Raw genomic sequence first — 26,096 nt, 5'->3', positions numbered from 1 at the left:
CACCTTCTTTATAACTATAGAGTTTCATGGGCAAACAATGTGTATGTCCATGAATATATAAGTCGCGTAAAAAGTATTATATGGCCGATGGAGGTCCCCTTCTTGAGAAATGAAGTTTTTGGTACTTGCTTAAAAAATTATAGAAGTTTATAATTCTTTCTGATTTAGGTAATATTGAAAATGTGGTAAACTCCTGTTGCGTATGGGTATAATAATGCGTAAGGTTGAATTTATGGTAATCACAATCCAATTCTACTTCATGTATATGCAGTTTACCTTTTTCCTTACAAACAAAGGTATGGTGCTCAAAGATGGCATGTTTTAATTTTAAAACAGAAGGAAGGGTTATTAAACCGACCAAGAGGACGGCAATAAAAGAAAATAGGATATTTCTTAAATTTATCTTCACTTTTCAAATCTAGTGGTATGCCAACAAAATGTTTGTTAAGAAAAATATAATTTATTTAAGCATGAAGCCTAAGCCCAATCGGCTCAACATCTTTTTTTCAAATTCCCAAAAGAATTTGAACTGACCGAACAGCCATCCATAAATAACCAAGAGGAATTGATAAATGGGAAAAATCAACAATATTCTAAAAGTCAGATAAATAAGACCTCCCCATAGAAAATCAGGAGAAAAATTTTCTCTATTAAGTCCGATCCAATTTAGAAACGGCTTTGCAGCATATACCGCAGATGAACCAGTAATGGAGAATACTATAAAAATTATAGCGAGCTGCAAATTGGAGCTTACTCCCCAACGTTGTTTTAATTTCTTCATACCTTAAAAAATCATTACAAAGATAACTTTTTATACGCGGGGAACAAATGGTCCCAATCTTTGATTGTATTTGCGCTGAAAATAAATAAAGTAGTTGTACAATTTATAATTTACCTCGTACCCATAATCTATATTAGGGTCATAATCGATTCGAAGCTCATATAGATTGGAATTATATCTATATGGTTGCATTACCCTTTGGTTCCATTCTATTACCATAATTCTATTCCTATTTTCCAGAAAGGATTGGGAATAATAACCTTCAGGCTTGGCTATACTTTGAAGCCAAAAATCGAAGCCAGGCTCAATTATAATAATTTCATATTCCGTTTTTTCATCCCTGATGGTTATAGTATCTCCCTCCGTTTGGGAAAAAGCGGCCTTCTCTTCGTCCGTAACCGAAATAGCTTGCTTGGTACTAGTACAGTTAGCCAAGAATAATACAAACAGGATAGCAACCCCTAGTGTAAAAATAATCTTTTTCATCGCTTATATATTTTCAAAAGTCATAGAATAAATACGTAACAGCACAGGTTTTCCAGGTGTAATGCCGGAGATTTACTGTGCTTACAGATCCTCCATTTCCTTCTTATAAGATACAAAAAAAGCCATTTATGTTACAAATGGCTTTCCTTATATTATGTTAAAACTGTTATTTTCCAAAAAGCCCGCCAAGCAAACCTCCCAATCCACTTTTCTTTTTACTGGTTCCCATGACCATCCCAGCAACATCATCCAATACACTACCATCGCCGTCAGAATCCAACAAAGTCATAATTAGGCTCTGGTTCTGTTCTGGTTGCCCACCAAGCATACTTCCCAATAAGCTATTTAGTCCATTGGCATCATTTACATTGCTTTGTGCTTTTTCTTTACCCAAGTAGGCCATTACCAAAGGTGCGGCAATTTTAAGGATTTGGGCAACAGATCCTGCGTCCAATCCCGATTTCTGACTTAAAGCATTTTCCACATTGGCCTGCTTTCCTCCAAATACATGTCCTAAAATCCCTGCTCCATCATTAATAACGGATTGATCGACTCCGCCACCAAACAAACCTCCTAGATTATCCAACAATCCACCATCATGTTTAGAAGATAGGGCATTCATTAGACCTTCAGCCCCTTGTGGGGAAGACACGTTCTTCTTCATGGCACCTAATAAAAGCGGCATTGCCATGCTCAAAACGTCTGCCGTTTTGTTTTCCGGTTGTCCAGTTTGACCGGCAACCCCACTAATTAATTGTTTGCCCATTGGGCTGCTTAAAAGATCCAATAATCCTGACATTTTTATAAGTGTTATGATTAGTAATTAATATGCTTTAAGATACAAAAAACAGTTTGAACTGCTTGATTTTATCTTCAATTCCTTTATTTATAAAGTTCAATAATTTGCGAGGCCAGTTCCATTCCTATACGATCCTGGGCCTCCTCTGTAGCAGCACCAATATGTGGACTAAGGGAAATATCCGGATGCATCAAAATCCGTATTTCCGGAATAGGTTCGGACTCATAAACATCCAATCCTGCAAAGGCAACCTTCCCACTTTCCAATGCATCCACAAGGGCTACCTCATCCAGAATACCCCCACGGGCAGCGTTTACTATGCCAACACCGTCCTTCATTAAACCAAATTCCCTCTTGCCTATAAGATAGGTTTTTTGAGCAGGAACGTGCAGGCTAATAAAATCAGCGCTTTTCAACAAGTTTTCCAAGGGAGTACTAGTAAGTTCAAAAGAAATTGATCGGTTATCAAAAAATGGTACGGTCACCGTAGCATCATCCAAAAAAGGGTCGGTAAAAATAACCTTCATACCAATCCCAAGGGCTATCCTGGCGGTTGCCACACCAATCCTCCCAAAACCTATTATCCCTAAAGTCTTACCTCTTAACTCTATGCCCTTGGCATAGGCATTTTTAAGTTTCTTAAAATTACTATCGCCTTCCAACGGCATATTCCTATTGGCATCGTGCAAAAATCTTACGCCACTGAACAAATGGGCAAAAACCAATTCGGCCACAGAGGAAGATGAAGCTTCTGGAGTATTAATAACATGGATGCCCTTGGATTTGGCATAATCCACATCTATATTGTCCATTCCCACGCCACCCCGGCCTATGATTTTCAAGGCAGGGCAACCATCTATTACATCCTTAAAAACTTTAGTTGCGCTTCTTACTAGCAGTACCGAAACCTTATTTTGGTTTATGTAAGACACAAGCTGTTCTTGCGCCACATTCACCGCCAAAACTTCAAAACCGGCATTTTCCAAGGTTTGCACGCCACTTTTTGATATTCCGTCGTTTGCTAAAATTTTCATGCTAATTGTTAATTATAATACTATTAATATTAAATATTGGCGCCAAATTGATCTATCTGAACACTCAAGCTAATATTTTGATGAATTGCCTTAGCTCTTGGCATAGGCACTATGCCGTGCTATTACAGCAGGCCCAAGACCTATCCGAACTTTTACGCTTTTCGCTCCAATTCGCTCATTACATCTACCAAGGTGCCCACACTCTCCAAAGGAAGGGCATTATACATGGAAGCCCTATATCCGCCAACAGAACGATGTCCGTTTATTCCATTTATTCCAGCTTCCTTGCACATTCCGTCAAATACATCTTTAAGCTTTTCCTCTTCTAGCGTAAAGGTTGCATTCATATTGGAACGGTCCTCTTTATGGGCGTAGCCGTTGAACAAAGGATTCAAATCTATTTCTGAGTACAACAGTTGAGCTTTCTTTTCATTAATCTCCTCAATGGCTGCAATTCCACCCAACTTTTGAAGCCACTCCAACGTTAGCATGGAAACGTAAACCGGAAATACGGCAGGGGTGTTAAACATACTTTCTTTCTCAATATGAACCTTATAATCCAGCATAGACGGTATTTTTCTGCTTACCCTGCCCAGGATTTCCTCTTTCACCACTACTAAGGTGGTCCCTGCAGGACCCATGTTTTTTTGGGCTCCGGCGTAAATTAGGTCGAATTGTGAAAAATCCAATTGTCTGGAAAATATATCGGAACTCATATCACAGACCAAAGTAGCTTCCGTTTTTGGAAATTTCTTTATCTGTGTTCCATAAATAGTATTGTTTGAAGTTAGGTGCAGGTAGTCCAAGTCGCTAGGAATAGAATAACCCTTGGGGATATAGCTAAAATTCTCATCTTTGGATGAACCCACCTCAATGACCTCACCAAAAAACTTGGCTTCCTTTAACGCTTTATCGGCCCAGGTACCTGTATTAAGATATCCAGCTTTCTTCTCCAATAAGTTGTAGGCTACCATTAAAAACTCCATGCTAGCGCCTCCTTGTAGGAATAAGGCCTGATAGCCTTTTCCTTCCAGATCCAATAGCTCCAAGGCGAGGGATCTGGCTTTATCCATTACAGCGACAAAATCCTTACTTCTATGTGAAATTTCGATCAGGGAAAGTCCCAGTCCATTAAAATCCAACACAGCCTCAGAAGCTTTTATGATTACTTCCTGTGGCAGGATACAAGGGCCGGCACTAAAATTATGTTTTTTCATTTATTACTAATTAGGGTTATTCAAAGATTGCATTACATCTCTGAGAGGTTAAAAAAATATTACAATTTCCAGGTAACACGGAACTTAATTATTTTTACTATTTGTCCGTACTACACATGTTATTGGGCTATTTTTAAATTCAGTTATACTTTTTTCAAAGGTTAAAGGTCATAAATATTTTAGGAAGTAGGGTAGTGCCTACCTAAATTATTACATTATATTTTCAACAAAAAATCAACAGTATCAATATTATCCGCATAATCCGTCAAAGATGGCTTTTGGGTCTGTCCAAATGGTACCTCATCTGCCATAAATCCTTTGGCCACCAAACATTGAATCCTATTTTTTTCATTAGCTAGCCTAATTTTCAACTCCTCAGGGGATTCATAAAACTCATAAAAAACGGTAGCAATAGGGGATGCATAATTTTTATCCTCCTTTAACATAAGGAAACCATTTTCCAAAATCTTATATAAACTCATTAGGTACACCGCCTTGTTATAGTCATAATTGTTGGCGTACTTAAGTTGTTCGATTATGCTATTATAAGGGTAAAGAGCCTTAAACAGGGTATCAAAATTATAATCTATTGGAACAAATAATTTGGAAACACTTCTACAGCCCAATCCATAATACCTAAAAATATCCTCGCCCAAGGCGGTCAACTCATCTTTGGTTTCATGGCCACTAAGGATGGCCACCGAATTCCTATTTCTCCTGATGATATTGGGCTTTTTTCCAAAATAATGTTCAAAATACCGCGATGTATTGTCGCTTCCTGTGGCAATAACAGCATCAAAATGTTCCAGTTTGCCTTCAGAAAATGAAATTTGATCTTTTAACAAAGGCTCTATTTCAATTAGATATTGAGCAATAAAAGGCAATAAAACTTTGTCGTTGGAAGAGAGTTTTACCAAGACTCTGTTACCTGTTATCAGAGCACTTATAAAGTCATGGAAGCCCACCAAGGGGATATTACCCGCCATGATCAAGGCCACTGTTTTAGGCCTGCTTTTTTTCAGTTCATAGGCGGACAACCAATTTTCAAGCCCTGATGGCGTTAGTAATTCTGCCCAACTTTCTAAACTAAATAAAATATTTTCAGGGGTAAACCAACCATTATGATGTCCGGCCAATTCTAGTATTTCATCGAATTTTACAAACCATGCATACTGATTATCATCTAATTGAGTTTTGTTTTTAGCATATTTGCAATATTCTTTGAAAAAACTACCAAGTTTAACAAAAGCATTAAGTCTATGTCTAAGGTCAGTCATTATATTTGTAAAAGATTTTATTAGGCTTTACCTTTGTACAAAAGTATTGATACTGAAATTAAATCAGCATAAAAGAAATATAAAATATGGCAATTATAATAACAGATGAGTGCATAAATTGTGGAGCTTGTGAACCGGAATGCCCAAATACTGCAATTTATGAAGGTGCGGATGATTGGCGCTATAGCGACGGAACCCTTTTAAAAGGTGATGTTGTACTGCCCAATGGCAAAGCAGTCAATGCCGAGGAATCACAGGAGCCCGTAAGTGACGAGATATATTTTATTGTCCCTGATAAGTGCACGGAATGTAAAGGTTTCCATGACGAACCACAGTGTGCCGCCGTTTGTCCAGTAGATTGCTGCGTACCTGATGAAGACCACGTGGAGACTGAAGAAGTACTTTTGGGCAAGCAACGTTTTATGCACCCTGAATAGGTCAGGCATAAATATAGATGCACATTCCCCAATTGAAATTTAATTGGAGGATATCTAAATTTTTCTGAAAATTCTATGGCAATTACAGTTCCAGACAAAGGTTCTTGCCAATGTTTCAAAATAAAAAAGGCTGCTCAAGAGCAGCCTTTTTTATTTTGGGTTCTAGAATTTTTTAAAATGTAAAGCCTATTTTGGCATAGTAATAAGCTCCCCCAAAGCCCATTTGTACGGAGTCCCAATAACCTCCTCCTTCTACCCAATCGTCCTGTTGGTCAGGGTAAACGTTAAATAAATTATTGGCGCCTATATTTAATTTAAGGCCATCAGATAATTTATAACCAAAAACCAGATCTGTAACCAGCCTGGCATCATAGGTATCCGTTGCCTGATTAATTTGATCTTCAAAACTGGCATAATCGGAGGTGGGCTCATACATCTGGTAATCCAGTAACTCCACCTTGCTAAAATGGGTGAAGGCCAGGCCGGCATCAAACTTGTCCCTGCTGTAATTCATATTCAGGGTAAATTTGCTTTTTGGGGCCGAGGCCAGTAGAAAACCCTTATCCCTTTCTCCAAAAAAGGTTTCCGCATCCAAACTACCATTGTTTACCTTATCTATTTTCATATCATTAATATTGCCCGTAAAAGTGGCAGACAACCTATTGTCGTCAAAACTTTTCTTCCAAGCCAAAACAATATCCAAACCTGTAGTTTTGGTATCCACCCCATTTACAAAGAATTGCGCCGCCTCTACATTAGGGATTTGAGGCGCATCAAAATTACCTGTAAGCACTATACGATCGTCTACCTTAATATAGTACCCATCCACAGTTGCCGTAAAATCTCCAAAAGTTGCCGTAAAACCTAGGCCAGCATTTAGGGCTTTTTCCTCTGTCAGCTGATCTATTCCGAATGAAGCTGTTACAGGACTGTTATTGGGAGACAACAGGGACTCCAAGGCTGCTCCACCTACAAAATTCGTAAACTGTAGATTGTAATATTTTTGGGCCAAGGAAGGAGCTCTAAAACCTGTACTTACAGAACCTCTTATATTCACATTGTCCGATGCTTTTAACCTAGCGGCCAATTTGCCGTTTAGAGTACTTCCGAAATCACTAAAATTCTCAAATCGAGCTGCAGCACTTAGAAGAAAGGTTTCGGTTAGATCAAACTCTCCGTCCGCATACAGTGAAAAGTTACTCCTACTTCTATCCACTTCGTTTTTGGGACTGTATCCAGGAAAACCTTGGGATCCTCCGGGACGGGGATCGCCCGAATCCGGATCGATGGGCTGGGTTTGGTTGGCCGGATCTGTAATTAATAGGCCATTTACGTCATAAGTGCCCCAAGATCCTTCCTCACCGGCAAAAATGATAAAGTTTTCCGTTCTATATTCAGCACCAAAAGCCAAGTTCATACCCTCCAAAACATCTTCATAATACTTGGAAAAATCCAAATTCACCGTGTTCTGGGTTAGACTATGTCCACCAGCATCAAAATCGGTGGGAGATACATCTTCCAAGGAAGCATTAAGGGTTCCTTTTATATAATAATGAAAATTATTCTTGCCATAAGTATTGCTTATATCCAGTTTCCAGCCATTATCCAATTCCGTCCTAAAACCGGCCGAAAAGGAATTATCTATAATATTGGAAGTAATCCTTGGGGTAAATCCGTTGGGATAAATGGACGGAATTACCCTATTGCCACCATTCCTGGTAAAGGCGTAGGCATCTGTGTCCCTATAATTTCTTCCACCAAAGGCATATAATTCCGAATTATCAGAAAGGGGAACGGAGGCATTCAACATTAAATTAAATCCGTCAATGGCCGCCTCCCCGAAACCTCTCCTGAAATCGAACCCAGGTCTCAAGGTCTTGTTCTTGCTGATATATTCCGTAGTAACATTTACAAAACCACCATCGTTGCCGATAGCCGCCCCAAAATTAACTCCAGCTTTTAGAGAACCTCCATCAAAACTCTGATCACTACCTATTGCGTTTCCATCCTTCTCCGTGTCCAATCGGTTGCCATCGGTATTAGGTGTTCCTGACGGAAAATCTCCTTTTGCGTTGGTACTATAGGCCCCATAATTAATAAAGCCAGATACCTTATCCGTTTGGTTTTTCAAAACAATGTTGATTACCCCTGCAATGGCATCAGAACCATATTGGGCAGCAGCGCCATCCCGCAATATTTCTATTCGTTTAATGGCCGATGACGGAATAGCATTCAAATCGGTACCTGTGTTGCCACGCCCCCTGGTTCCAAAAATATTGATCAAGGAGGATTGGTGCCTTCTTTTACCATTGATAAGTACCAAAGTTTGGTCTGGGCCAAGGCCTCTAAGGGTGGCGGGATCTATATGGTCGGCACCGTCCGACCCAGATTGTTTATTGGCATTGAATGAAGGCGCAGCATATTGCAATAGTTCATTTACCTCCACGCGGCCTGTTTGGGTAGAGATTTCCGCAATATCTATAACATCCACAGGAACCGCAGTATCGGTAGAGGTACGTTTTGGACTTCTAGAACCCACTAATTGCACCTCGTCCAGCATCATTCCACCGGACAGGGCAACATTGATAACGGATTTTCCGGAAACATTTTCCTCCTTGGTATCATACCCAATATAGCTAAAGACAAGGGTTGCATTATCCATGACCGATATTTGATAATTACCATCAAAATCGGTAGTTGTACCATTGGTAGTGCCCTTTTCCACAATGTTTACCCCAACCAAAGGTTCGCCACTATCATCCGTAATGTTCCCGGACACCGAATTTTGGGCAACTGTTAAGGCAAAATTGCCCAGAATAAAAGCAGTCAATAAGATGATTTTTTTCATATTAATGGTTTTAAGTGTTTCGACTTCTAATTTAGGTATTTTATTTTTACATAATTAAGATTGTCAATGTGTGTTCATAAACGTACATAAATAGTATCTTTGCAGCTGTTTTAAAAAAAGGCTGGGAAATAAACTTTAATTAATGTTTCCCGTTTAATATAGATCTCGACCATGAAAGCAGGTATTGTAGGATTGCCAAATGTAGGAAAGTCCACACTTTTTAATTGTTTGTCCAACGCAAAGGCGCAAAGTGCCAATTTTCCTTTTTGTACCATTGAACCCAACATTGGGGTGGTAAATGTACCGGATACACGATTACAAAAATTGGAAGAACTGGTAAACCCGGAAAGAGTACTGCCTGCAACTGTGGAGATCGTAGATATCGCAGGATTGGTAAAGGGAGCTAGCAAGGGCGAAGGCCTAGGTAACCAATTTTTAGGTAATATTCGCGAGACAGATGCAATTTTACATGTGCTACGGTGCTTTGACAACGAAAATATTGTACACGTAGATGGTTCTGTAAATCCGGTAAGGGATAAAGAGACTATTGACATTGAACTTCAATTAAAGGATTTGGAGACCGTGGACAAAAAGCTTGAAAAAGTAAAACGGGCAGCCAAAACTGGAAATAAGGAAGCTCAAAAAGAGGAAGCGGTACTATTGAAGATCAAACAAGGACTTGAAACTGGTACCTCTGTACGTGCCCTGGATATCAACAAGGAAGATCGCGCAGAATTTGTTAAGCCTTTACAATTCATTACGGATAAGCCAGTAATGTACGTATGCAATGTGGATGAAGATGCTGCTACCACTGGTAACGCATATGTAGAGCAAGTAAAGACAGCTGTTGCCAACGAAAATGCAGAAGTAATCTTTTTGGCCGTTGGCACGGAAGCCGATATTACGGAATTGGACAGTTATGAGGAACGACAAATGTTCTTGGAAGATTTAGGACTGACCGAACCTGGTTCCGCCAAATTAATCAGGGGAGCCTATAAACTATTGGATCTGGAAACCTATTTTACCGCTGGAGTGAAGGAAGTACGGGCCTGGACTATTCCTGTGGGAGCCACGGCACCTCAAGCTGCAGGAGTTATACATACCGATTTTGAAAAAGGTTTTATTAGGGCAGAAGTTATTTCCTATAACGATTTTGTTTCTTTTGGCAGTGAGGCCAAGGTCAAGGAAGCTGGAAAAATGCGTGTAGAAGGAAAAGAATACATTGTCAAGGATGGCGATGTAATGCATTTTAGGTTTAACGTATAAGTTATTATACCCTCTTAAAGCAAACCCAACTAGGCCTAGAAATCCTAGAAGTATTCATAATGGTCCTCTTGGTAGAAAAAAGGCATTTTCAATGCCGATATCTATAAGGTCGTAAAAGCTGGACGGAGTTGCCCTTGATTTTTTTGTCGCCCCAAAGAATCAATAAAATTTCATACTTTTGTTATTGCTATTTTTCTTATAAATAAGAATTTATATTGCACAATACCCCTTACTATCAACAAAACGTTGGTTTCCTTTGTTAATTACTTTAACGCCTAGGGGTTTCATCTTTTTATAACACTTGCTATATTAGCAACACTTTGGATAAAGCCCTAGACCATGTCAGATAACGCCCAATATACAGAAGACAACATTCGCTCATTAGACTGGAAAGAACATATCCGGATGCGTCCGGGGATGTATATTGGTAAATTGGGAGATGGATCCTCTGCTGATGACGGCATCTACATCCTTTTAAAAGAGGTTATAGACAACTGTATAGATGAATTTGTAATGGGTGCCGGTAAGACCATAGATATCGTGATAAAGGATAATATGGTCAATGTGAGGGATTATGGTCGGGGAATACCTTTGGGCAAGGTTGTGGACGTAGTCTCCAAAATGAACACTGGTGGTAAGTACGACTCAAGGGCCTTTAAAAAATCTGTTGGTCTTAACGGGGTTGGTACTAAAGCCGTAAATGCACTCTCCAGTTTTTTCAAAGTGCAGTCCTCCAGGGATAATATGCTTAAAACTGCAGAATTTCAGCAGGGAAACCTAGTAGCAGAAGTAGGCCCGGAAGAAACCTCCAAGCGAAAAGGAACCAAGGTTTCCTTTACTCCGGACGAAATTATCTTCAAAAAATATAAGTACAGAAACGAGTATGTGGAACGCATGCTCAAAAATTACGTATACCTCAATCCTGGTCTCACCATTATTTACAATGGGGAGAAATTCCATTCCGAGAACGGTCTAAAAGATCTATTGGAGGACAATAATAATATTGAGGACATGACTTACCCTATTATACACCTAAAGGGTAACGATATCGAAATTGCCTTAACACATAGCAAAACACAGTATAGCGAAGAATACCATTCGTTTGTTAACGGACAAAATACCACCCAGGGCGGAACACATCAGACCGCATTTCGGGAGGCAATAGTAAAAACCATAAGGGAATTCTACGGCAAAAATTACGATCCATCCGATGTTAGGAAATCTATTATTTCCGCCATAGCCATTAAGGTAATGGAACCTGTTTTTGAGAGTCAGACCAAAACGAAATTAGGATCTACGGATATGGGCGGCGATCTACCAACGGTGCGTACCTATATTAACGATTTTGTGGGTACCCAGCTAAACAATTACCTACACAAAAATCCAGATACCGCAGAAAAGCTTCAGCGTAAAATTATGCAGGCAGAGCGGGAGCGAAAGGAGCTCTCCGGAATTAGAAAATTGGCCAAGGACAGGGCAAAAAAAGCAAACCTCCACAATAAGAAATTAAGGGATTGCAGAGTACATTTGGCAGATTCCAAAAATGATCGCTGCCTGGAAAGCACCTTGTTTATCACAGAGGGTGATTCGGCTTCGGGTTCCATAACCAAATCAAGGGACGTAAACACCCAAGCGGTATTTAGCCTAAGGGGGAAACCTTTGAACTCCTACGGCATGTCCAAAAAAATAGTGTATGAAAACGAAGAGTTCAACCTTCTCCAAGCTGCATTGAATATTGAGGAGTCCATGGAGGATTTAAGGTACAACAAAATAGTAATTGCAACGGATGCCGATGTTGATGGGATGCACATTCGCCTTTTATTGATAACTTTTTTCCTGCAATTTTTCCCGGAACTAATAAAAGAAAATCACCTTTACATACTTCAGACTCCGCTGTTCAGGGTCCGCAACAAAAAGGACACCTATTACTGTTACAGCCATGAGGAAAAATTACAGGCCATTGAAAAGTTAACTGGGAAACCCGAAATAACCCGATTCAAGGGATTGGGCGAAATCTCCCCAGATGAGTTTCAACATTTTATTGGCGAAGATATTAGATTGGAACCGGTAATGCTGGACAAAGCGATGTCCATAGAGAACCTATTGGAATTCTATATGGGCAAAAACACCCCTGACCGTCAGGAATTTATAATAAACAACCTTAAAGTAGAGGTAGACCTAGTAGAGGAAAACCAAATATAAACCAGCCCGCCCGCAGGCAGGCCAAACTAATACGAATCTTTCTTTATGGAAGAGAATGAAGAACTGAACGAAGTACCAAAAGAAAATCAAGAAGAAACCCAGGATACCCTTACCAAGGTTACGGGGATGTACAAAGACTGGTTTTTAGATTACGCTTCCTATGTTATTCTGGAGCGCGCAGTACCCGCAATAGAGGACGGATTCAAACCTGTTCAGCGAAGGATAATGCACGCATTAAAGGAATTGGACGACGGCCGATACAACAAAGTAGCCAACGTTGTAGGCCATACCATGCAGTACCACCCCCACGGTGATGCGAGTATTGCGGACGCCATGGTACAAATTGGACAAAAAGACCTCTTGATTGACACTCAAGGTAACTGGGGAAACATCTTAACGGGCGATAGTGCAGCTGCATCCCGTTATATTGAGGCCCGATTGACAAAGTTTGCCCTTGAAGTGGTATTTAGCCCAAAAATTACAGAATGGCAACTCTCCTATGACGGCAGAAAAAAAGAACCTGTAAATCTCCCGGTTAAATTTCCCCTTTTACTGGCACAAGGAGCAGAGGGCATCGCGGTAGGACTCTCCACAAAGGTCCTGCCACACAATTTTATTGAACTTATCGAAGCCTCCATAAAACATCTTAAAGGACAAAAATTCACCATTTACCCAGACTTCCCCACCTCCGGTATAATAGACGTAAGCAACTATAACGACGGATTAAGAGGAGGTAAGATCAGGGTCAGGGCCAAGATACAGCAGTTAGACAAGAACACATTGGTAATCAGAGAAATACCATACGGCACCAACACCTCTTCTTTAATAGATTCCATCCTAAAAGCCAACGAAAAGGGAAAGATAAAAATCAAGAAAATTGAGGACAATACCGCTGCGGAAGTAGAAATATTGGTACATCTACCATCAGGACTTTCTCCGGATAAAACCATAGATGCCCTATACGCCTTTACCTCCTGCGAATCTTCCATTTCTCCATTGGGCTGTATTATAGAGGACAACAAACCTCTTTTTATAGGAGTCACAGAGATGCTGCAACGCTCCACAGATTATACCGTGGAACTTCTAAAGGCCGAATTGGAAATACAACTGGGAGAACTGGAGGAACAGTGGCATTTTGCTTCCCTTGAGCGCATCTTTATAGAGAATAGGATATACCGGGATATTGAAGAGGAAGAGACTTGGGAAGGCGTTATTGCAGCCATAGACAAAGGCCTTGCTCCGCATACGACCCATTTAAAAAGAAAAGTTACCGAAGACGATATTGTCCGACTTACAGAAATTAGGATCAAAAGAATCTCCAAGTTCGATTTGGGCAAGGCCCAACAATATTTGGATAGTCTTGAAGAAAGGATCGCAGAGGTAAAACACCATTTGGCCAATCTGATCGAATTTGCCATAAACTACTTCAAGTCCCTAAAGGAAAAATATGGAAAGGGACGGGAGCGAAAATCGGAAATTAGGATTTTTGACGACATCGAAGCCACCAAGGTGGTTATAAGAAACACAAAATTATACGTAAACCGCGAGGAGGGATTTGTTGGCACCTCCTTAAAACGGGATGAGTATGTAACCGATTGTAGCGACATTGACGACATTATTGTTTTCACCAGGGAAGGTAAAATGATGATTGCCAAGGTAGACTCCAAAATTTTTGTAGGCAAGAACATTATTCACGTGGCCGTATTCAAGAAAAAAGACAAACGGACCATTTACAACATGATCTACAAAGACGGCAAGGGCGGAGCCAGTTACATTAAACGATTCAGCGTAACGGGGGTTACCAGGGACAAACCTTACGACCTTACAAACGGCAAACCACAATCCGAAGTCCTTTATTTTTCAGCCAATCCCAATGGGGAGGCCGAAGTAATCACCGTCCTTTTAAGACAGGTGGGCAGCGTAAAGAAGTTAAAGTGGGATATAGATTTCGCCGACGTACTGATAAAAGGAAGAGCCTCCAAAGGAAATATTGTCACCAAATACTCGGTAAAACGCATTGAGCTAAAAGAAAAAGGGGTTTCCACCCTAAAGCCGAGAAAAATTTGGTTCGACGAAATAGTCAGAAGACTTAATGTGGATGGCCGCGGAGAACTCCTTGGAGAATTTAAGGGAGACGATATGCTATTGGTCGTCACCCAAAAAGGGGTTGCAAAAACTTTTATCCCCAACCTTTCCACCCATTTCGATGAAGACATGGTTGTTCTGGAAAAATGGAATCCCAACAAGCCATTATCTGCCATATACTATGAAGGGGAAAAAGACCGCTACTATGTAAAACGTTTTATGATCGAGAACGAAAACAAGGAGGAATTGTTTATTTCGGAACACCCAAAATCGTTCTTGGAACTCGTTTCTACCGATTGGCGACCCGTTGTTGAAATTGAATTTTCAAAACCAAGAGGCAAGGATGTTAAACCTAATCAAATAATTGATTTAGAGGATTTTATATCGGTTAAGGGAATAAAAGCTTTAGGTAACCAACTAACTTCGGACAAGGTGAAGAACATAAATGCCCTGGACCCACTTCCTTTTGAAGAACCCAAAGAAAACGAAACTAGTGAAATTGAGGTTATAGACGAAGAGAACATAGAAGCCAAGGAGGACCAAAAGGCGGATTCCCCAAAAACCGGGACAAGCGAACAAGAACCAAAGAAGGAAAAGAACTCGGACAAAGAGGATGACGAAGGACAGACAACACTTTTTTAAGACTTTTCAAGGGTATCTGCAAGATAATATAAAAGCTAACACCCTTTTTAATTGTATTAATTAATGGTTAATTGGGTTAATTCCTTAAGGAAATACCCCAAGAATAGCCTATATTTGCACAAATTGATTTTTTTATATGGATTTTACCAACCCCCTGGTATATGGAGTTCCTTGTTTTATAGCTTTCATTTTACTGGAACTTACTTATAGCAAAACACATGGCGACGATCATTTATATGATTGGAAAGATTTGGCCGCGAGCGGATTTATGGGTGTTGGTTCGGCCATAATAGCACCTTTGATCAAGGTTATATCCGCAATTGTAATATTTGAATTTACCTATGAATTGTTCAATCCAATTACCGACGGGGTAAGGACCAACATTCTTGGATATGAATCTTTTGGATACGCTTGGTATGTTTGGCTCCTTTGCCAGCTAGCGGACGATTTTACATATTATTGGTTCCACAGGGCCAATCATGAGGTTCGTATTTTATGGGCTGCTCATATAGTACACCACTCCTCGGACAATTTCAATTTAGGGACAGCCGTACGTAACGGATGGTTCACCATTTTATACAAGCCCCTCTTTTATATGTGGCTCCCAGCCATAGGTTTTCCTCCAGAAATGGTAGTTGTATGCCTAGGAATTGAAGCCTTATGGCAATTTCAATTACATTCTGTCTACATCCCAAAGATGGGATTTATTGAAAAAATATTCAATACCCACACCATGCACCAAGTGCACCATGCCCAAAATGTAGAATATCTAGACAAAAATCACGGCGGTTTCTTGAATATTTTCGACAAAATGTTTGGAACTTGGAAAGAACTGGATGATGATATTGATGTTAAATACGGGGTTATTCACGCACCCAATTCCCACAATCCAGTAGTTATCCTAACACACGAGTTTAAGGATATTTACAATGACGTTAAGAAATCAAAAAAACTATCACACGCCCTAATGTATATTTTTGGCCCTCCAGGATGGAGTCCGGACGGAAGCACACTTACCGTGAAACAGCAACAGCGACTGTTTAAGCAGCAAAAAACTTCAAATCCAGAGGTAGCCTTTAGTCGACCCAATTAATACATTACATCTTACACACAAACTTCGTTAGACCTTTGGATCAATAGCACTACTTGCCACCTTATAAATAATTTAAGGAACTGATCAACGAAACCTATCACCCAAAAACCTTTAAGAAATTATTGGAACGCATGTTATATAAAATGAATAACAATAATATTGCCTTCCTACAGCGCCCATAGAATTACCTCAATCCTTCGCGAACCTACGTTGCAACAACTATTACATTACCAGAAATTACCCGTATCCAAACAGTCGAAACCTGATCCCTGAACAATTGTTTTTAAATCGAACTACAAAGGAAACAAAGCATAACAAAAAAAGAATCCGCTACGACCAAGACCCTTATTCCTTTACTTCCGAAGACTTATTCTTTTGCATTCGAATATTGAGAAATTCCACAAATAAAGAGAAGGCTATAGCAAAATAAAGGTAGCCCTTAGGAATTGCACCTACTTCATTGCCGAAAAATTTAGCGTGACTCAAATGCGCTGCCTCCATAATCAACATAAATCCGATAAGTATCAAAAAGGAAAGTGCCAGAATCTGCATAGACGGGTGGGCACTTATAAATTGTCGTATTGGATTAGCAAAGACCATCATGATGATAATGGAAATAACGACAGCTATGATCATAAGCAATAATGCATCCCCCGGCTTGTTTCCAATACCGTTGGTCATACCCACCGCAGTAAGGATGGAATCTATAGAAAAAATAAAGTCGATCAGGATAATCTGTACAATGGCACTGGACAAGCTGGTAATACCCTTGGCACTAACTTGATTCTCATCATGGTCGGGCATTTCTATTTTTTCATGAATTTCAGAGGTGCTCTTATACAATAGAAACAGCCCCCCAAAAAACAAGATCAATGCCTGACCACTAATCCCCAAATAAACCCACGAGCTCTCTATATAGAAAAACGGATTTTTAAGCCCTATTAAGAAAGAAACGGCAAACAACAATATGATCCTTTGCACCATAGCCAAAAGCAGCCCTAGATTAGTTGCTTTGGCCTGCAGTTTTCGGGGTAGTTTGTTGGCGATTATAGAGATGAAGATAATATTATCTATTCCCAAGACAATCTCCAAAAAGGTTAGGGTAACCAACGCTACCCAAGCATCCGGAGTCGATAAGATTTCAAACATAGCTACTCAATTTTAATTGCGGTTCCCTTGGATTTTTTGGTACTGCCAACAACGTTGTATTCAAATGTATACGAATTATCGCTAGTAGACAAAATCTTCATATGAATTGATTTCTCCTCGGCCATATTCTTAGGATGAAGTTTTTTAACGATGTACTCACAATCATTTATCCATCTAACCGAGGAGGTATCAACCCTTCCCTGAAAATAATCCAATTCAATACTATCGTTCCTCACAAATGTTGTAGTAAGTTCCTCCCCGTTAACCTCTGCGGTAAAGGAAAATTTTCCGTTTTTAAAATTGGCGCAATTGCGTTCAGGTTGATAACAAGAGCATACCACCAACAAGAGTAGCACCACCCCTAAAGTCATGTTTTTAGTCATGCTACAAAATAAAGAAATTTGATGCTGAAATCACCTAAAAAACTAATAATTCAACCTCCTTTTTCCGAATAGGATTTAAAACTTCCGTCAGAATAAAAAATAACAATTTTATCTATGGCCTGGGTCTGTGATAAAGCACTTATAGGCACTTCATTCTTTACAACCGCTTTCGAATCGGATTCCACACTAGGGGCCGGTTTGGATTTCTTGGGAAAAGAGCCCTTACCGAACAACAGCCAATACAGATCAACATCCGGAAAAGAGGTAATGACCTTAAGAACAAATTCCAGACTGGGTTTATTTCTGCCCGCTAAAAGATGGGAGATACTGGATCGCTGAACACCTATGGTGTCTGCAAACACAGAAGCGGATAAATCATGGAACTTCAAAATTTGATCTATTCTATTTATAAAATCAGGAGTATTCACAATTGTAAATTTATATTCACAAAAGTAATTAAAAACTGTCAAAGTCTAATAACGAGCACCACCTTTAAGAGCTATAATTATTAATCTAACACTTTAGGTAACTGTACTAATAAACTTGAATTATAATAGTATGTATTTTAATAATAGACAAGGTATATTTTATGTCCGAAGACTCAAATTAGTTCCAATATCGACAGTTTTTCATACCTATTTTTGATTTACATTTGTAACATTTATAGTTTACAAATGTAAAACTTTTTGATACTACCTTTGCACGGTTCAAACAAAACCAGAGACTATCGCATGCCGTTAAATTATAAGGATATAAAGGAAGTAACGATAACAGGGAGATACGTTACCGATAAGGACATTGCCCCATTTCTAAATACTGTCGCCAAAGATTTTACAGTTAAAACCGAGGGATTATCGGTTGAAGGACGAGCTATAAAAAGTATAGTGCTAGGTAAGGGGGATTTGAAAATTTTGATGTGGTCCCAAATGCACGGAAACGAATCCACTACAACAAAAGCTGTTTTGGATTTAATAAATTTTTTAAAATCGGATTCAGATCTGGCCAGTTCCATTTTAAAGGACTGTACCCTTAAAATTGTCCCTATATTAAATCCGGATGGAGCCATTGCCTACACTAGGGTCAACGCCAACGACGTGGATTTAAACCGGGATGCCCAGGAACGAACCCAACCTGAAAGCGTGGTGTTAAGAAAAATATACGAGGATTTTAAACCCAACTATTGTTTTAACCTACATGACCAACGCACAATTTTTAATGTAGGAAATACTCCAAAACCCGCAACGGTTTCTTTTTTGGCACCTGCCCATGACCCCGAACGCAGTATATCCACAACCAGGGGGATCAGCATGCAGCTGATTGTTGCCATGAACGAAGAATTGCAAAAGTTTATTCCTGGTCAGGTGGGAAGATATGATGACGGATTTAACAGCAACTGTGTTGGCGATACATTTCAAATGTTGAATATCCCCACTATATTATTCGAGTCGGGTCATTTTCCCGGAGATTATGACAGGGAAGAAACAAGAAAATATATTTTTACCGCCATGCTCAAGGCCATTGAGGTAATTTCAAAGGGAACCATCGACCAATTCAACAGGGATTCCTATTTTGATATTCCTGACAACAACAAATTATTTTTTGATGTTATAATAAAGAATATTCACCTTCTTGAATCCAAGTACGAATTAGGCAGTAGTGCGGCTATACTATTTGTAGAAACTTTGACAAACGGAAAGATTGAATTCAAAGGGAAATTGGAAGAAATAGGTGATTTGCAAGGTAAATTTGGTCACAAAACATATAATTGCCTTTATTCTAAGGACTTAACGGAGCTTAAAAACAATCCTGACCTGGTCGACCTACTCAACTCCAATGGAATATTTTTTCAAAAAATCTAAAAATGTTACGGTTTTCATAAAAAAACAATGTATTCATTACATTTAATTCGATATTTTATTATTTTTGCATTTAAATAAAACACTAATGGGTAAAGTAAAATTAGACGAAATAGACCACCAAATTCTGGACATGTTAATTGACAATACCAGAACACCATTTACCGATATAGCAAAAAAGCTTCTGATATCTGCAGGGACTGTTCATGTTCGTGTAAAGAAAATGGAGGAAGCCGGCATTATCAAAGGATCATCATTAACATTGGATTATGTTAAACTAGGTTATGCCTTTATCGCATATGTTGGTATATTTTTGGAAAAAACGCATCAGACCAAGTTTGTGCTGGAGCGATTAAATCAAATTCCAAATGTTACCGTAGCCCATATCACTACAGGGAAATTTAATATCTTCTGTAAAATACGAGCAAAGGATACCAATCATGCTAAAAATATTATTTTTAAAATAGATGATATTGACGGTATCGATAGGACAGAGACCATGATTTCATTGGAAGAAAGCATCAACGACAAAAAACGTCTTATGCATACGATCTTCAACGAAATGTAATTAATTCTTAAAGGCAAGAAAATGTAAAAGGTCCCAAGCAGTTTTTGTTTGGGATTTTTTTGTTTTTAAGAAGGTGGGAGTAAAGAAGGCATATTCTGCTCAGAGCAAACTTTTATTATTTACAAAATGAGAAAATCCGATCTACCCAAAGAAGCATACGATCAGTTTTATGGAACTTATTTATCCGTATTGGACGATAGCGAATTAAAGGTTTTATTGGTCAATGGAAAAACAGAGTTTGCAAATTTTATCAAAAACATTCCCGACAATAAATTACATAGCACCTACGAAATAGGCAAATGGACCATTGCGGAAGTAATTTTACATATTATTGATGCCGAACGTGTTTTTCAATATAGGGCCCTGCGCTTCCTGCGAAATGACAAAACACCTTTGCCCGGTTTTGACCAGGACTTATTTGTTAAGCACTCCAATGCCAACACTAGGGACAAGGACAGCCTAATTGCAGAATTTAAGGCCGTTAGGGAGGCATCCATTACCCTGTTCCTTAATTTAAAAAATGAAGATCTTTCCCGTACTGGGACAGCCAGTAATATTGAATGGACCGTAGGAACCCTGGGATTTGTAATCTGTGGGCATCTTAAACACCATCAACAGATTATTCTCCATAGATATCTGCAGGCTTAATCCATTTTAGATTCCTCCTCTTCGTGGTTTAATTCGAGCTCCATTTCATCCGAAGGCGAATCGAAGGTTTCGGATTCCGGCTGATCATCCAATTCCTTTTCCATATTATCCTCGAAGTTTGAAATAAAACTGGCCAGACTTTTACTGATCTTTACGAGATAAATAGTATCCTCTGTTTTTACTTCCACGGCTTCAATAATTTCTCCATGGATATTTTTGAACATAATAATGTCTTCATCTCCATAGCCATAGGGATACATTTCTATTAGGCGTGCAGCCACTTCATGACTCAGTTTTTTGTAATCTACAAGTTTACGTAACATAGCAGTTGGTTTATTCCCCAAAAAAAATAAGGGCGGTTATTTACACTACCTAAACTATATAATTTTCCCAATCAACCCCATAAAGAGTTGTAAAAGTGGTAATTATAGTATACGTATCCTTTATTCAGCGTAGTAAGCAAAAGATTCTTCCAGTAATTCGGGGGTTACTTTTATGTCAATCGCGGGTTCACCTATTCTTTTCAACAAAACAAAATTGACATTACCATGAGAGTTTTTCTTGTCAAATTTCAATAAGGTTAGAATGGTATCGATATCCTTCTGTTCAAAATCTACTTTTTTGTACCTCCCTAGAAAGGTTGCCTTAATATCCTCCAAGTCACTCTTACTTAGGCCTGTCAATTTATAGGAAAGATAGCCTTCCAGTATCATTCCAACAGCAATAGCTTCCCCATGCAATAGTAGCTGGTGTTCTTTGCTTTCCAAGAAATAGGATTCTACGGCATGCCCTAAGGTATGTCCGTAATTTAAGATTTTTCTAAGATGCTGTTCTGTGGGGTCCTGTTGTACCACTTCATTTTTTATGGCTACCGACCTAAGGATATATTCATCCAAATCGTCAAAACCTGTAAGACCTTTTAAGGCCTCCCAATAGGCTGCATCGGTAATAAGACCGTGCTTGAGCATTTCGGCATAACCACTATTTAATTGTCTTTGGTCCAACGTATTTAGAAAATCGGTATCCACCACCACTATTTGGGGTTGATTAATAACCCCAACCTGATTCTTTAGAGGGCCAAGATCAACTCCTGTTTTCCCCCCAACGGAGGCATCTACCATAGACAAAAGGGTAGTAGGTACGTTGATAAAATCTATACCCCTCTTAAAACAGGAAGCCACAAAGCCTCCAAGATCTGTAACTACACCACCGCCAAGGTTTATCATTGCGCTTTTTCGGTCTGCATCCAATTCGGACAAAACTTCCCAGACCTGTGTACAGGTGGCTATGTTCTTATTGATTTCACCCTCTTCTATTTCAATAATCTCAAAATCGTATTCACCTTCAATTTTCGACATAAAAATTGGCAGGCAGCAATTATGGGTATTTTCATCAACCAGAATAAATATTTTGGAGTAGTTGGATTTTGCCAAATGATTATTGAGGGCCACATAGGCCTTTTCGTTAAAATGAACAGAGTAGGAGTGTGTCGTAATAGAATTCATTATTGATTTATTTACGGCAAAATAAACATTATTTTATATGATAAGAATATAAAATCTGTACTTATATTTGAATCCTTAATAAATTCATAGGAATGAAGGAAATTTTTGAGGATACGGCAACGGCATTTGCACTTAAAACCGACTCAGAACTAGAAAGAGCATATTTTTTATTCAAACTCATCGCAAACGAACCCCTGGTTAAAATAGGTACTGCTGTAACCAACTTTGCCATAAAGGCACACTTGCCTGTTGAAAAACTTATCCGGGCCAGTGTTTTTGATCATTTCTGTGGCGGGGTAAACGAGGAAGAGTGTTTAGTGGTAGCCGATAAAATGTTTGAAAAGGGGGTAAGCACTATTTTGGATTATTCTGTGGAGGGGCAAGAAGTAGAGAACCAGCTGGATTCCTGTTATGAAAAAGCCTTGAGAACCTTGGATTTTGTTAAAGAAAATGCCGCAATACCTTTCATTGTCTTTAAACCTACCGGTTTTGGACGTTTTAAACTTTATCAAAAGATAACGGAAGGCCAGAGCCTTAACCAAGATGAAAAAGCAGAATGGCAACGCGTGGTAAATAGGTACGACAAGGTCTGCAAAAAAGCTCATGAATTGGAAGTTTCTATTCTGATAGATGGTGAGGAAAGTTGGATGCAGGGAGCAGCGGATGAACTGGTCGAAGCCATGATGCGGAAATACAACCAAAAGAAGGCCATTGTTTTCAACACCCTACAAACCTATAGATGGGACCGGCTGGACTACCTAAAAAGACTCCATAAGGACGCCATAAAAAACAATTATTTTATAGGGATGAAAGTAGTCCGTGGAGCCTATATGGAAAAAGAAAACGACAGGGCCGAGGAAAAAGGGTATCCATCCCCGATCTGCGCATCCAAAAAGGCCACCGATGAAAATTTCGACAATGTAGTAGCTTATATGGTGGATAATTTGGACACCATGTCCCTGTTCGCAGGAACCCACAATGAAATAAGTAGTTACCGTTTAATGGAACAAATGGAAGCCGGAGATATTAAGCACAACGACCCGAGAATTTGGTTTGGACAACTTTATGGCATGAGTGACCATATATCCTTTAATCTGGCAAAAGAAGGATATAATGTAGCCAAATACCTCCCATTTGGACCGGTCAAGGACGTTATGCCCTATTTAATTAGACGGGCCGAAGAAAACACCTCTGTAGCGGGTCAAACCAGCCGGGAACTCACCTTATTGAAAAAAGAACGGAAGCGAAGAAAAATTTAAAAAGCAACACTCTCTATGACGGCCTTTTCTGAACAGTTTTTCACTTTCAAGATCGCCGTTCTATCTTTTAACATACCTTCAATATAATAAGTTTTACACGGCTTGGTCTTGGTTTCGCTTGCACCAAAGTCCACTTCTCCATTATATAAAAAACCGTTTATATCGGTACTGTCCAATTCCCTTTCTTGCATTAGTTGAACAATGGCGTCCGAATAGGAAATTTGCTTGGATCTGATATCCTTTAGCGTCCTACAATTAGGGAAATAGCAGAATTCAGTACCCGTTTCCTGTGATTTTTTCTTTAGAAAAATCGTCAAAAAAACCAAGCCAATAGATAATCCAAAAAGAAAGAAGCCCAAACGCTTTAAAAATGCCATAAATTAAAAAATAAGAAAATTAATATCGCTGTATGAGAGGTCGAACCACTCGCCAACAGATTTATTGGTCAGTATACCATGATACAGATATAGACCGTTGCGCAGCCCCTTATCAAATCGCAAGGCATTTTCAAAACCGCCATCTTCCCCAATCTTTAGTAAATAAGGAGTAAAAATATTACTAATGGAAATGGAAGCTGTTTTTGGATATCTTGAAGGAATATTGGGCACTCCATAATGCAATACCCCATTTTTAACCTTTATAGGTTTGTCATGGGTGGTAACCTCACTAGATTCAAAACATCCGCCCATATCAATACTCACGTCGATAATTACCGCCCCTTTCTTCATTTGCTCCATCATGGTAGTACTTACTACAACGGGCGATCTGTCTTTTCCCCGGGTTGCACCAATAGCCACATCGCAACGCTTTAATGCCTTCAATAAATTTTTAGGCTGAATGGTAGAGGTGTAAACGGTCTGCCTTAAATTGGTCTGAATACTCCGCAATTTTGTAATGGAATTATCAAAAACCTTTACATTGGCCCCTAGTCCTATAGCCGATCTTGCAGCAAATTCTCCCACAGTGCCCGCCCCTATGATCACAACCTCCACTGGGGGAACACCACTTATATTTCCAAACATAAGGCCATTGCCTTTGTTGGTGGCCGCCATAATTTCAGAGGCTATCAATACCGAAGATATCCCCGCTATTTCACTCAGGGAGCGAACCGCTGGATATTTACCATCGTCGTCCCTAATATATTCGAAGGCAATAGCAGTTATCCTCTTTTTGGCCAGTTCCTCAAAATACTTCTTACTTTGGGTCTTGATCTGAAGAGCCGAAATGATGGTAGATTGTGGATTGATAAACTGGATCTCCTGCAAGGTAGCAGGCTCTACCTTCAAAATTATGGGACAGGCAAAAACTTTCTTGTTATCCCTGGTTATTTCGCCCCCGGCATTGGTGTAATCCACATCGGAATAATTGGCACCATCACCAGCTCCGGATTCAATTAAAATCCTGTGTCCATTGGCCGTAATTGCATTTACGGCGTCAGGTGTTAGACAAATTCTCTTTTCCTGATATTGATTTTCCTTTGGAATCCCAATAAAAAGCTCTCCTTTTTGTCTTAGGATTTCCAAAGTTTCTTCTTGGGGCAGTAATTGCTGCTTGCTAAACGGTGAGGAATGTTGGCTCATATAATGTAAATCTGTCAGATATATACCGATATGTATCGAAGCTATCTAAAATCAAAATTACAATAATTTTTCTTTTGCCATTTCGTCTTTTTGAAGACGCTCCTTTTCTTTAAGCTCTTTTTCCTTATATGCCTTTAATTCCCGGTCCATTGCCTCCAAATCAATGCCAAGAACATGCTTGTCAAACAATTTTAAGCGAATAAAATAAACAAAGGGTATTATCACTATCATTATGGGCAACAACCAAAATATCTCGACTTCATCTATAAACCGATCCTCATAAATTAAGGAAACAGCTTGAAAGATGTACATGGCAATTGGAATTAACAACACGTGATACCACCAATGTTTACAGGTAAAAAACCATAAGACCAGGAGCAATAGGGGTACAAATTTGGCCATAAACAGCCACATCACGGTAATAATACTTAGCTGATATTTACTTTCATAAGTATAAAAATAAAGGTTCAATGTACTACCGGAAGGGAAGAATTTATAAGAATAAAATATTAAGGGGGTCAAGGCAATAATAACCGCTACAATACTGCCAATTAGAAGACTTCTCGACTTCTTTGTTTTGTTGCTTTGGTCGAGTTTGCGGAATGGTTTGAACATATTGGTCAAGTGGGAAATTGTTTTACTCCTATTATAACAAAAAAAATGGGCTTCTAGTATATAAAAGCCCATCTAAATATGAAAAGTTTGTGTTAACCGTTTTTAGGCACTTTTACCTTTAAAATGTCTATGCCATTTGCCGGTACCTTAATTTTTAAAATGTCGATATTTTGCTCATATAATGAATCGTCTTCAGCAGTACTGTTAGGGGTACAGGAGAAACTCATTAATGAAATAAATGCCGCAAGAGCAAAGCCTAGGGTAACTTTTTTAATGTTCATGGTTTTTAATTTTTAAGTTCGATAAAGGGTTTAAAGTAAAAACAAAAATATAAAAAAAAACCACATAGCATGCATTACATCGGTG

At 39.1% G+C, this 26,096-nt stretch carries 26 protein-coding genes; 9 read left to right on the top strand and 17 right to left on the bottom strand.

Translation table 11 applies throughout. The features are described 5' to 3' along the window. Positions 1-76 precede the first annotated feature (76 nt). The 7 genes from KO529_RS12865 to KO529_RS12835 all read right to left on the bottom strand — a co-directional run bounded on the left by KO529_RS12865 (position 77) and on the right by KO529_RS12835 (position 5,594). Complete coding sequence (locus KO529_RS12865; RefSeq protein ID WP_215948279.1) at positions 77-409, bottom strand: hypothetical protein; 333 nt, start codon at positions 407-409, stop codon at positions 77-79. A 51-nt stretch (positions 410-460) separates the two neighbouring features. Continuing rightward, positions 461-781, bottom strand: coding sequence for a DUF6787 family protein (locus KO529_RS12860; protein ID WP_215948278.1), 321 nt, complete (start codon positions 779-781; stop codon positions 461-463). Between the two features lie 30 nt (positions 782-811). Next, positions 812-1,267: a DUF6146 family protein gene (locus tag KO529_RS12855; protein WP_215948277.1), complete on the bottom strand. Its 456-nt coding sequence runs from the start codon at positions 1,265-1,267 to the stop codon at positions 812-814. 166 nt (positions 1,268-1,433) lie between these two features. Further along, a complete protein-coding gene (locus tag KO529_RS12850) occupies positions 1,434-2,066 on the bottom strand; it encodes a DUF937 domain-containing protein (protein WP_215948276.1) in 633 nt (210 codons plus the stop codon). 83 nt (positions 2,067-2,149) lie between these two features. Beyond that, on the bottom strand, positions 2,150-3,100 hold the full coding sequence (locus tag KO529_RS12845; protein ID WP_215948275.1) for a D-2-hydroxyacid dehydrogenase: 951 nt from the start codon (positions 3,098-3,100) through the stop codon (positions 2,150-2,152). Positions 3,101-3,252: 152 nt separating this feature from the next. Beyond that, complete coding sequence (gene serC / locus KO529_RS12840) at positions 3,253-4,317, bottom strand: 3-phosphoserine/phosphohydroxythreonine transaminase (protein WP_215948274.1); 1,065 nt, start codon at positions 4,315-4,317, stop codon at positions 3,253-3,255. A 215-nt stretch (positions 4,318-4,532) separates the two neighbouring features. After that, on the bottom strand, positions 4,533-5,594 hold the full coding sequence (locus KO529_RS12835; protein ID WP_215948273.1) for an acyl-CoA reductase: 1,062 nt from the start codon (positions 5,592-5,594) through the stop codon (positions 4,533-4,535). A gap of 86 nt (positions 5,595-5,680) precedes the next feature. On the opposite strand from KO529_RS12835, the gene KO529_RS12830 reads away from it, so the two are divergent. Continuing rightward, on the top strand, positions 5,681-6,031 hold the full coding sequence (locus tag KO529_RS12830; protein ID WP_215948272.1) for a 4Fe-4S dicluster domain-containing protein: 351 nt from the start codon (positions 5,681-5,683) through the stop codon (positions 6,029-6,031). A 172-nt stretch (positions 6,032-6,203) separates the two neighbouring features. Here the strand turns inward: KO529_RS12830 and KO529_RS12825 are convergent, their stop codons facing one another. Next, a complete protein-coding gene (locus KO529_RS12825; RefSeq protein ID WP_215948271.1) occupies positions 6,204-8,879 on the bottom strand; it encodes a TonB-dependent receptor in 2,676 nt (891 codons plus the stop codon). A gap of 171 nt (positions 8,880-9,050) precedes the next feature. Between KO529_RS12825 and ychF the strand changes: the two genes are divergently transcribed. The 4 genes from ychF (at position 9,051) to KO529_RS12805 (ending at position 16,167) form a co-directional block, all read left to right on the top strand. Beyond that, positions 9,051-10,145, top strand: coding sequence for a redox-regulated ATPase YchF (gene ychF, locus KO529_RS12820; protein ID WP_215948270.1), 1,095 nt, complete (start codon positions 9,051-9,053; stop codon positions 10,143-10,145). A 339-nt stretch (positions 10,146-10,484) separates the two neighbouring features. Further along, positions 10,485-12,347: a DNA topoisomerase IV subunit B gene (locus KO529_RS12815; RefSeq protein ID WP_215948269.1), complete on the top strand. Its 1,863-nt coding sequence runs from the start codon at positions 10,485-10,487 to the stop codon at positions 12,345-12,347. A 45-nt stretch (positions 12,348-12,392) separates the two neighbouring features. Further along, on the top strand, positions 12,393-15,074 hold the full coding sequence (locus KO529_RS12810) for a DNA gyrase/topoisomerase IV subunit A (RefSeq protein ID WP_215948268.1): 2,682 nt from the start codon (positions 12,393-12,395) through the stop codon (positions 15,072-15,074). 136 nt (positions 15,075-15,210) lie between these two features. Then, a complete protein-coding gene (locus KO529_RS12805) occupies positions 15,211-16,167 on the top strand; it encodes a sterol desaturase family protein (RefSeq protein WP_215948267.1) in 957 nt (318 codons plus the stop codon). A gap of 345 nt (positions 16,168-16,512) precedes the next feature. Here KO529_RS12805 and KO529_RS12800 read toward each other — a convergent pair whose 3' ends face one another. From KO529_RS12800 to KO529_RS12790, 3 genes are read right to left on the bottom strand one after another with little or no spacing between them, the layout of a single operon-like run. After that, positions 16,513-17,316, bottom strand: coding sequence for a TerC family protein (locus KO529_RS12800; RefSeq protein ID WP_215948266.1), 804 nt, complete (start codon positions 17,314-17,316; stop codon positions 16,513-16,515). Between the two features lie 2 nt (positions 17,317-17,318). Beyond that, the gene (locus KO529_RS12795; RefSeq protein WP_215948265.1) at positions 17,319-17,699 is read right to left on the bottom strand and encodes a DNA topoisomerase IV; all 381 of its coding nucleotides are present in this window, start codon (positions 17,697-17,699) and stop codon (positions 17,319-17,321) included. 50 nt (positions 17,700-17,749) lie between these two features. Next, positions 17,750-18,127, bottom strand: a complete 378-nt coding sequence (locus tag KO529_RS12790; protein WP_348646977.1) for a helix-turn-helix transcriptional regulator — start codon at positions 18,125-18,127, stop codon at positions 17,750-17,752. 303 nt (positions 18,128-18,430) lie between these two features. Here KO529_RS12790 and KO529_RS12785 point away from each other — a divergent pair, with 303 nt between their 5' ends. The 3 genes from KO529_RS12785 (at position 18,431) to KO529_RS12775 (ending at position 20,771) form a co-directional block, all read left to right on the top strand. Beyond that, a complete protein-coding gene (locus KO529_RS12785) occupies positions 18,431-19,558 on the top strand; it encodes a M14 family metallopeptidase (RefSeq protein ID WP_215948264.1) in 1,128 nt (375 codons plus the stop codon). Positions 19,559-19,643: 85 nt separating this feature from the next. After that, on the top strand, positions 19,644-20,123 hold the full coding sequence (locus tag KO529_RS12780; protein WP_031444145.1) for an Lrp/AsnC family transcriptional regulator: 480 nt from the start codon (positions 19,644-19,646) through the stop codon (positions 20,121-20,123). Positions 20,124-20,249: 126 nt separating this feature from the next. Further along, positions 20,250-20,771, top strand: coding sequence for a DinB family protein (locus KO529_RS12775; protein WP_215948263.1), 522 nt, complete (start codon positions 20,250-20,252; stop codon positions 20,769-20,771). On the opposite strand, the gene KO529_RS12770 is transcribed toward KO529_RS12775, so the two are convergent. Both KO529_RS12770 and aroB read right to left on the bottom strand, forming a co-directional pair. Beyond that, positions 20,768-21,094: a hypothetical protein gene (locus KO529_RS12770; RefSeq protein WP_215948262.1), complete on the bottom strand. Its 327-nt coding sequence runs from the start codon at positions 21,092-21,094 to the stop codon at positions 20,768-20,770. The genes KO529_RS12775 and KO529_RS12770 overlap by 4 nt on opposite strands. A 120-nt stretch (positions 21,095-21,214) precedes the next feature. Next, positions 21,215-22,276, bottom strand: a complete 1,062-nt coding sequence (gene aroB / locus KO529_RS12765) for a 3-dehydroquinate synthase (RefSeq protein WP_215948261.1) — start codon at positions 22,274-22,276, stop codon at positions 21,215-21,217. 92 nt (positions 22,277-22,368) lie between these two features. On the opposite strand from aroB, the gene KO529_RS12760 reads away from it, so the two are divergent. Next, positions 22,369-23,535 carry a proline dehydrogenase family protein gene (locus KO529_RS12760; protein WP_215948260.1) on the top strand — a complete coding sequence of 389 codons (1,167 nt, stop codon included), beginning with the start codon at positions 22,369-22,371 and terminating at the stop codon, positions 23,533-23,535. On the opposite strand, the gene KO529_RS12755 is transcribed toward KO529_RS12760, so the two are convergent. The 4 genes from KO529_RS12755 to KO529_RS12740 all read right to left on the bottom strand — a co-directional run bounded on the left by KO529_RS12755 (position 23,532) and on the right by KO529_RS12740 (position 26,011). Beyond that, positions 23,532-23,912, bottom strand: a complete 381-nt coding sequence (locus tag KO529_RS12755; protein WP_215948259.1) for a DUF4258 domain-containing protein — start codon at positions 23,910-23,912, stop codon at positions 23,532-23,534. The two genes, KO529_RS12760 and KO529_RS12755, sit on opposite strands and share 4 nt — an antisense overlap. A 3-nt stretch (positions 23,913-23,915) precedes the next feature. Beyond that, positions 23,916-25,115: an alanine dehydrogenase gene (locus KO529_RS12750; protein ID WP_215948258.1), complete on the bottom strand. Its 1,200-nt coding sequence runs from the start codon at positions 25,113-25,115 to the stop codon at positions 23,916-23,918. Positions 25,116-25,172: 57 nt separating this feature from the next. After that, positions 25,173-25,730, bottom strand: a complete 558-nt coding sequence (locus KO529_RS12745; RefSeq protein WP_215948257.1) for a hypothetical protein — start codon at positions 25,728-25,730, stop codon at positions 25,173-25,175. A 92-nt stretch (positions 25,731-25,822) separates the two neighbouring features. Continuing rightward, complete coding sequence (locus tag KO529_RS12740) at positions 25,823-26,011, bottom strand: hypothetical protein (RefSeq protein ID WP_215948256.1); 189 nt, start codon at positions 26,009-26,011, stop codon at positions 25,823-25,825. Between the last annotated feature and the right edge of the window lie 85 nt (positions 26,012-26,096).

Origin of the sequence: Arenibacter algicola (genome assembly GCF_018860365.1) — a bacterium.
Classification (GTDB): domain Bacteria; phylum Bacteroidota; class Bacteroidia; order Flavobacteriales; family Flavobacteriaceae; genus Arenibacter; species Arenibacter algicola_B.
This window is presented reverse-complemented; position numbering and strand designations above follow the sequence as displayed.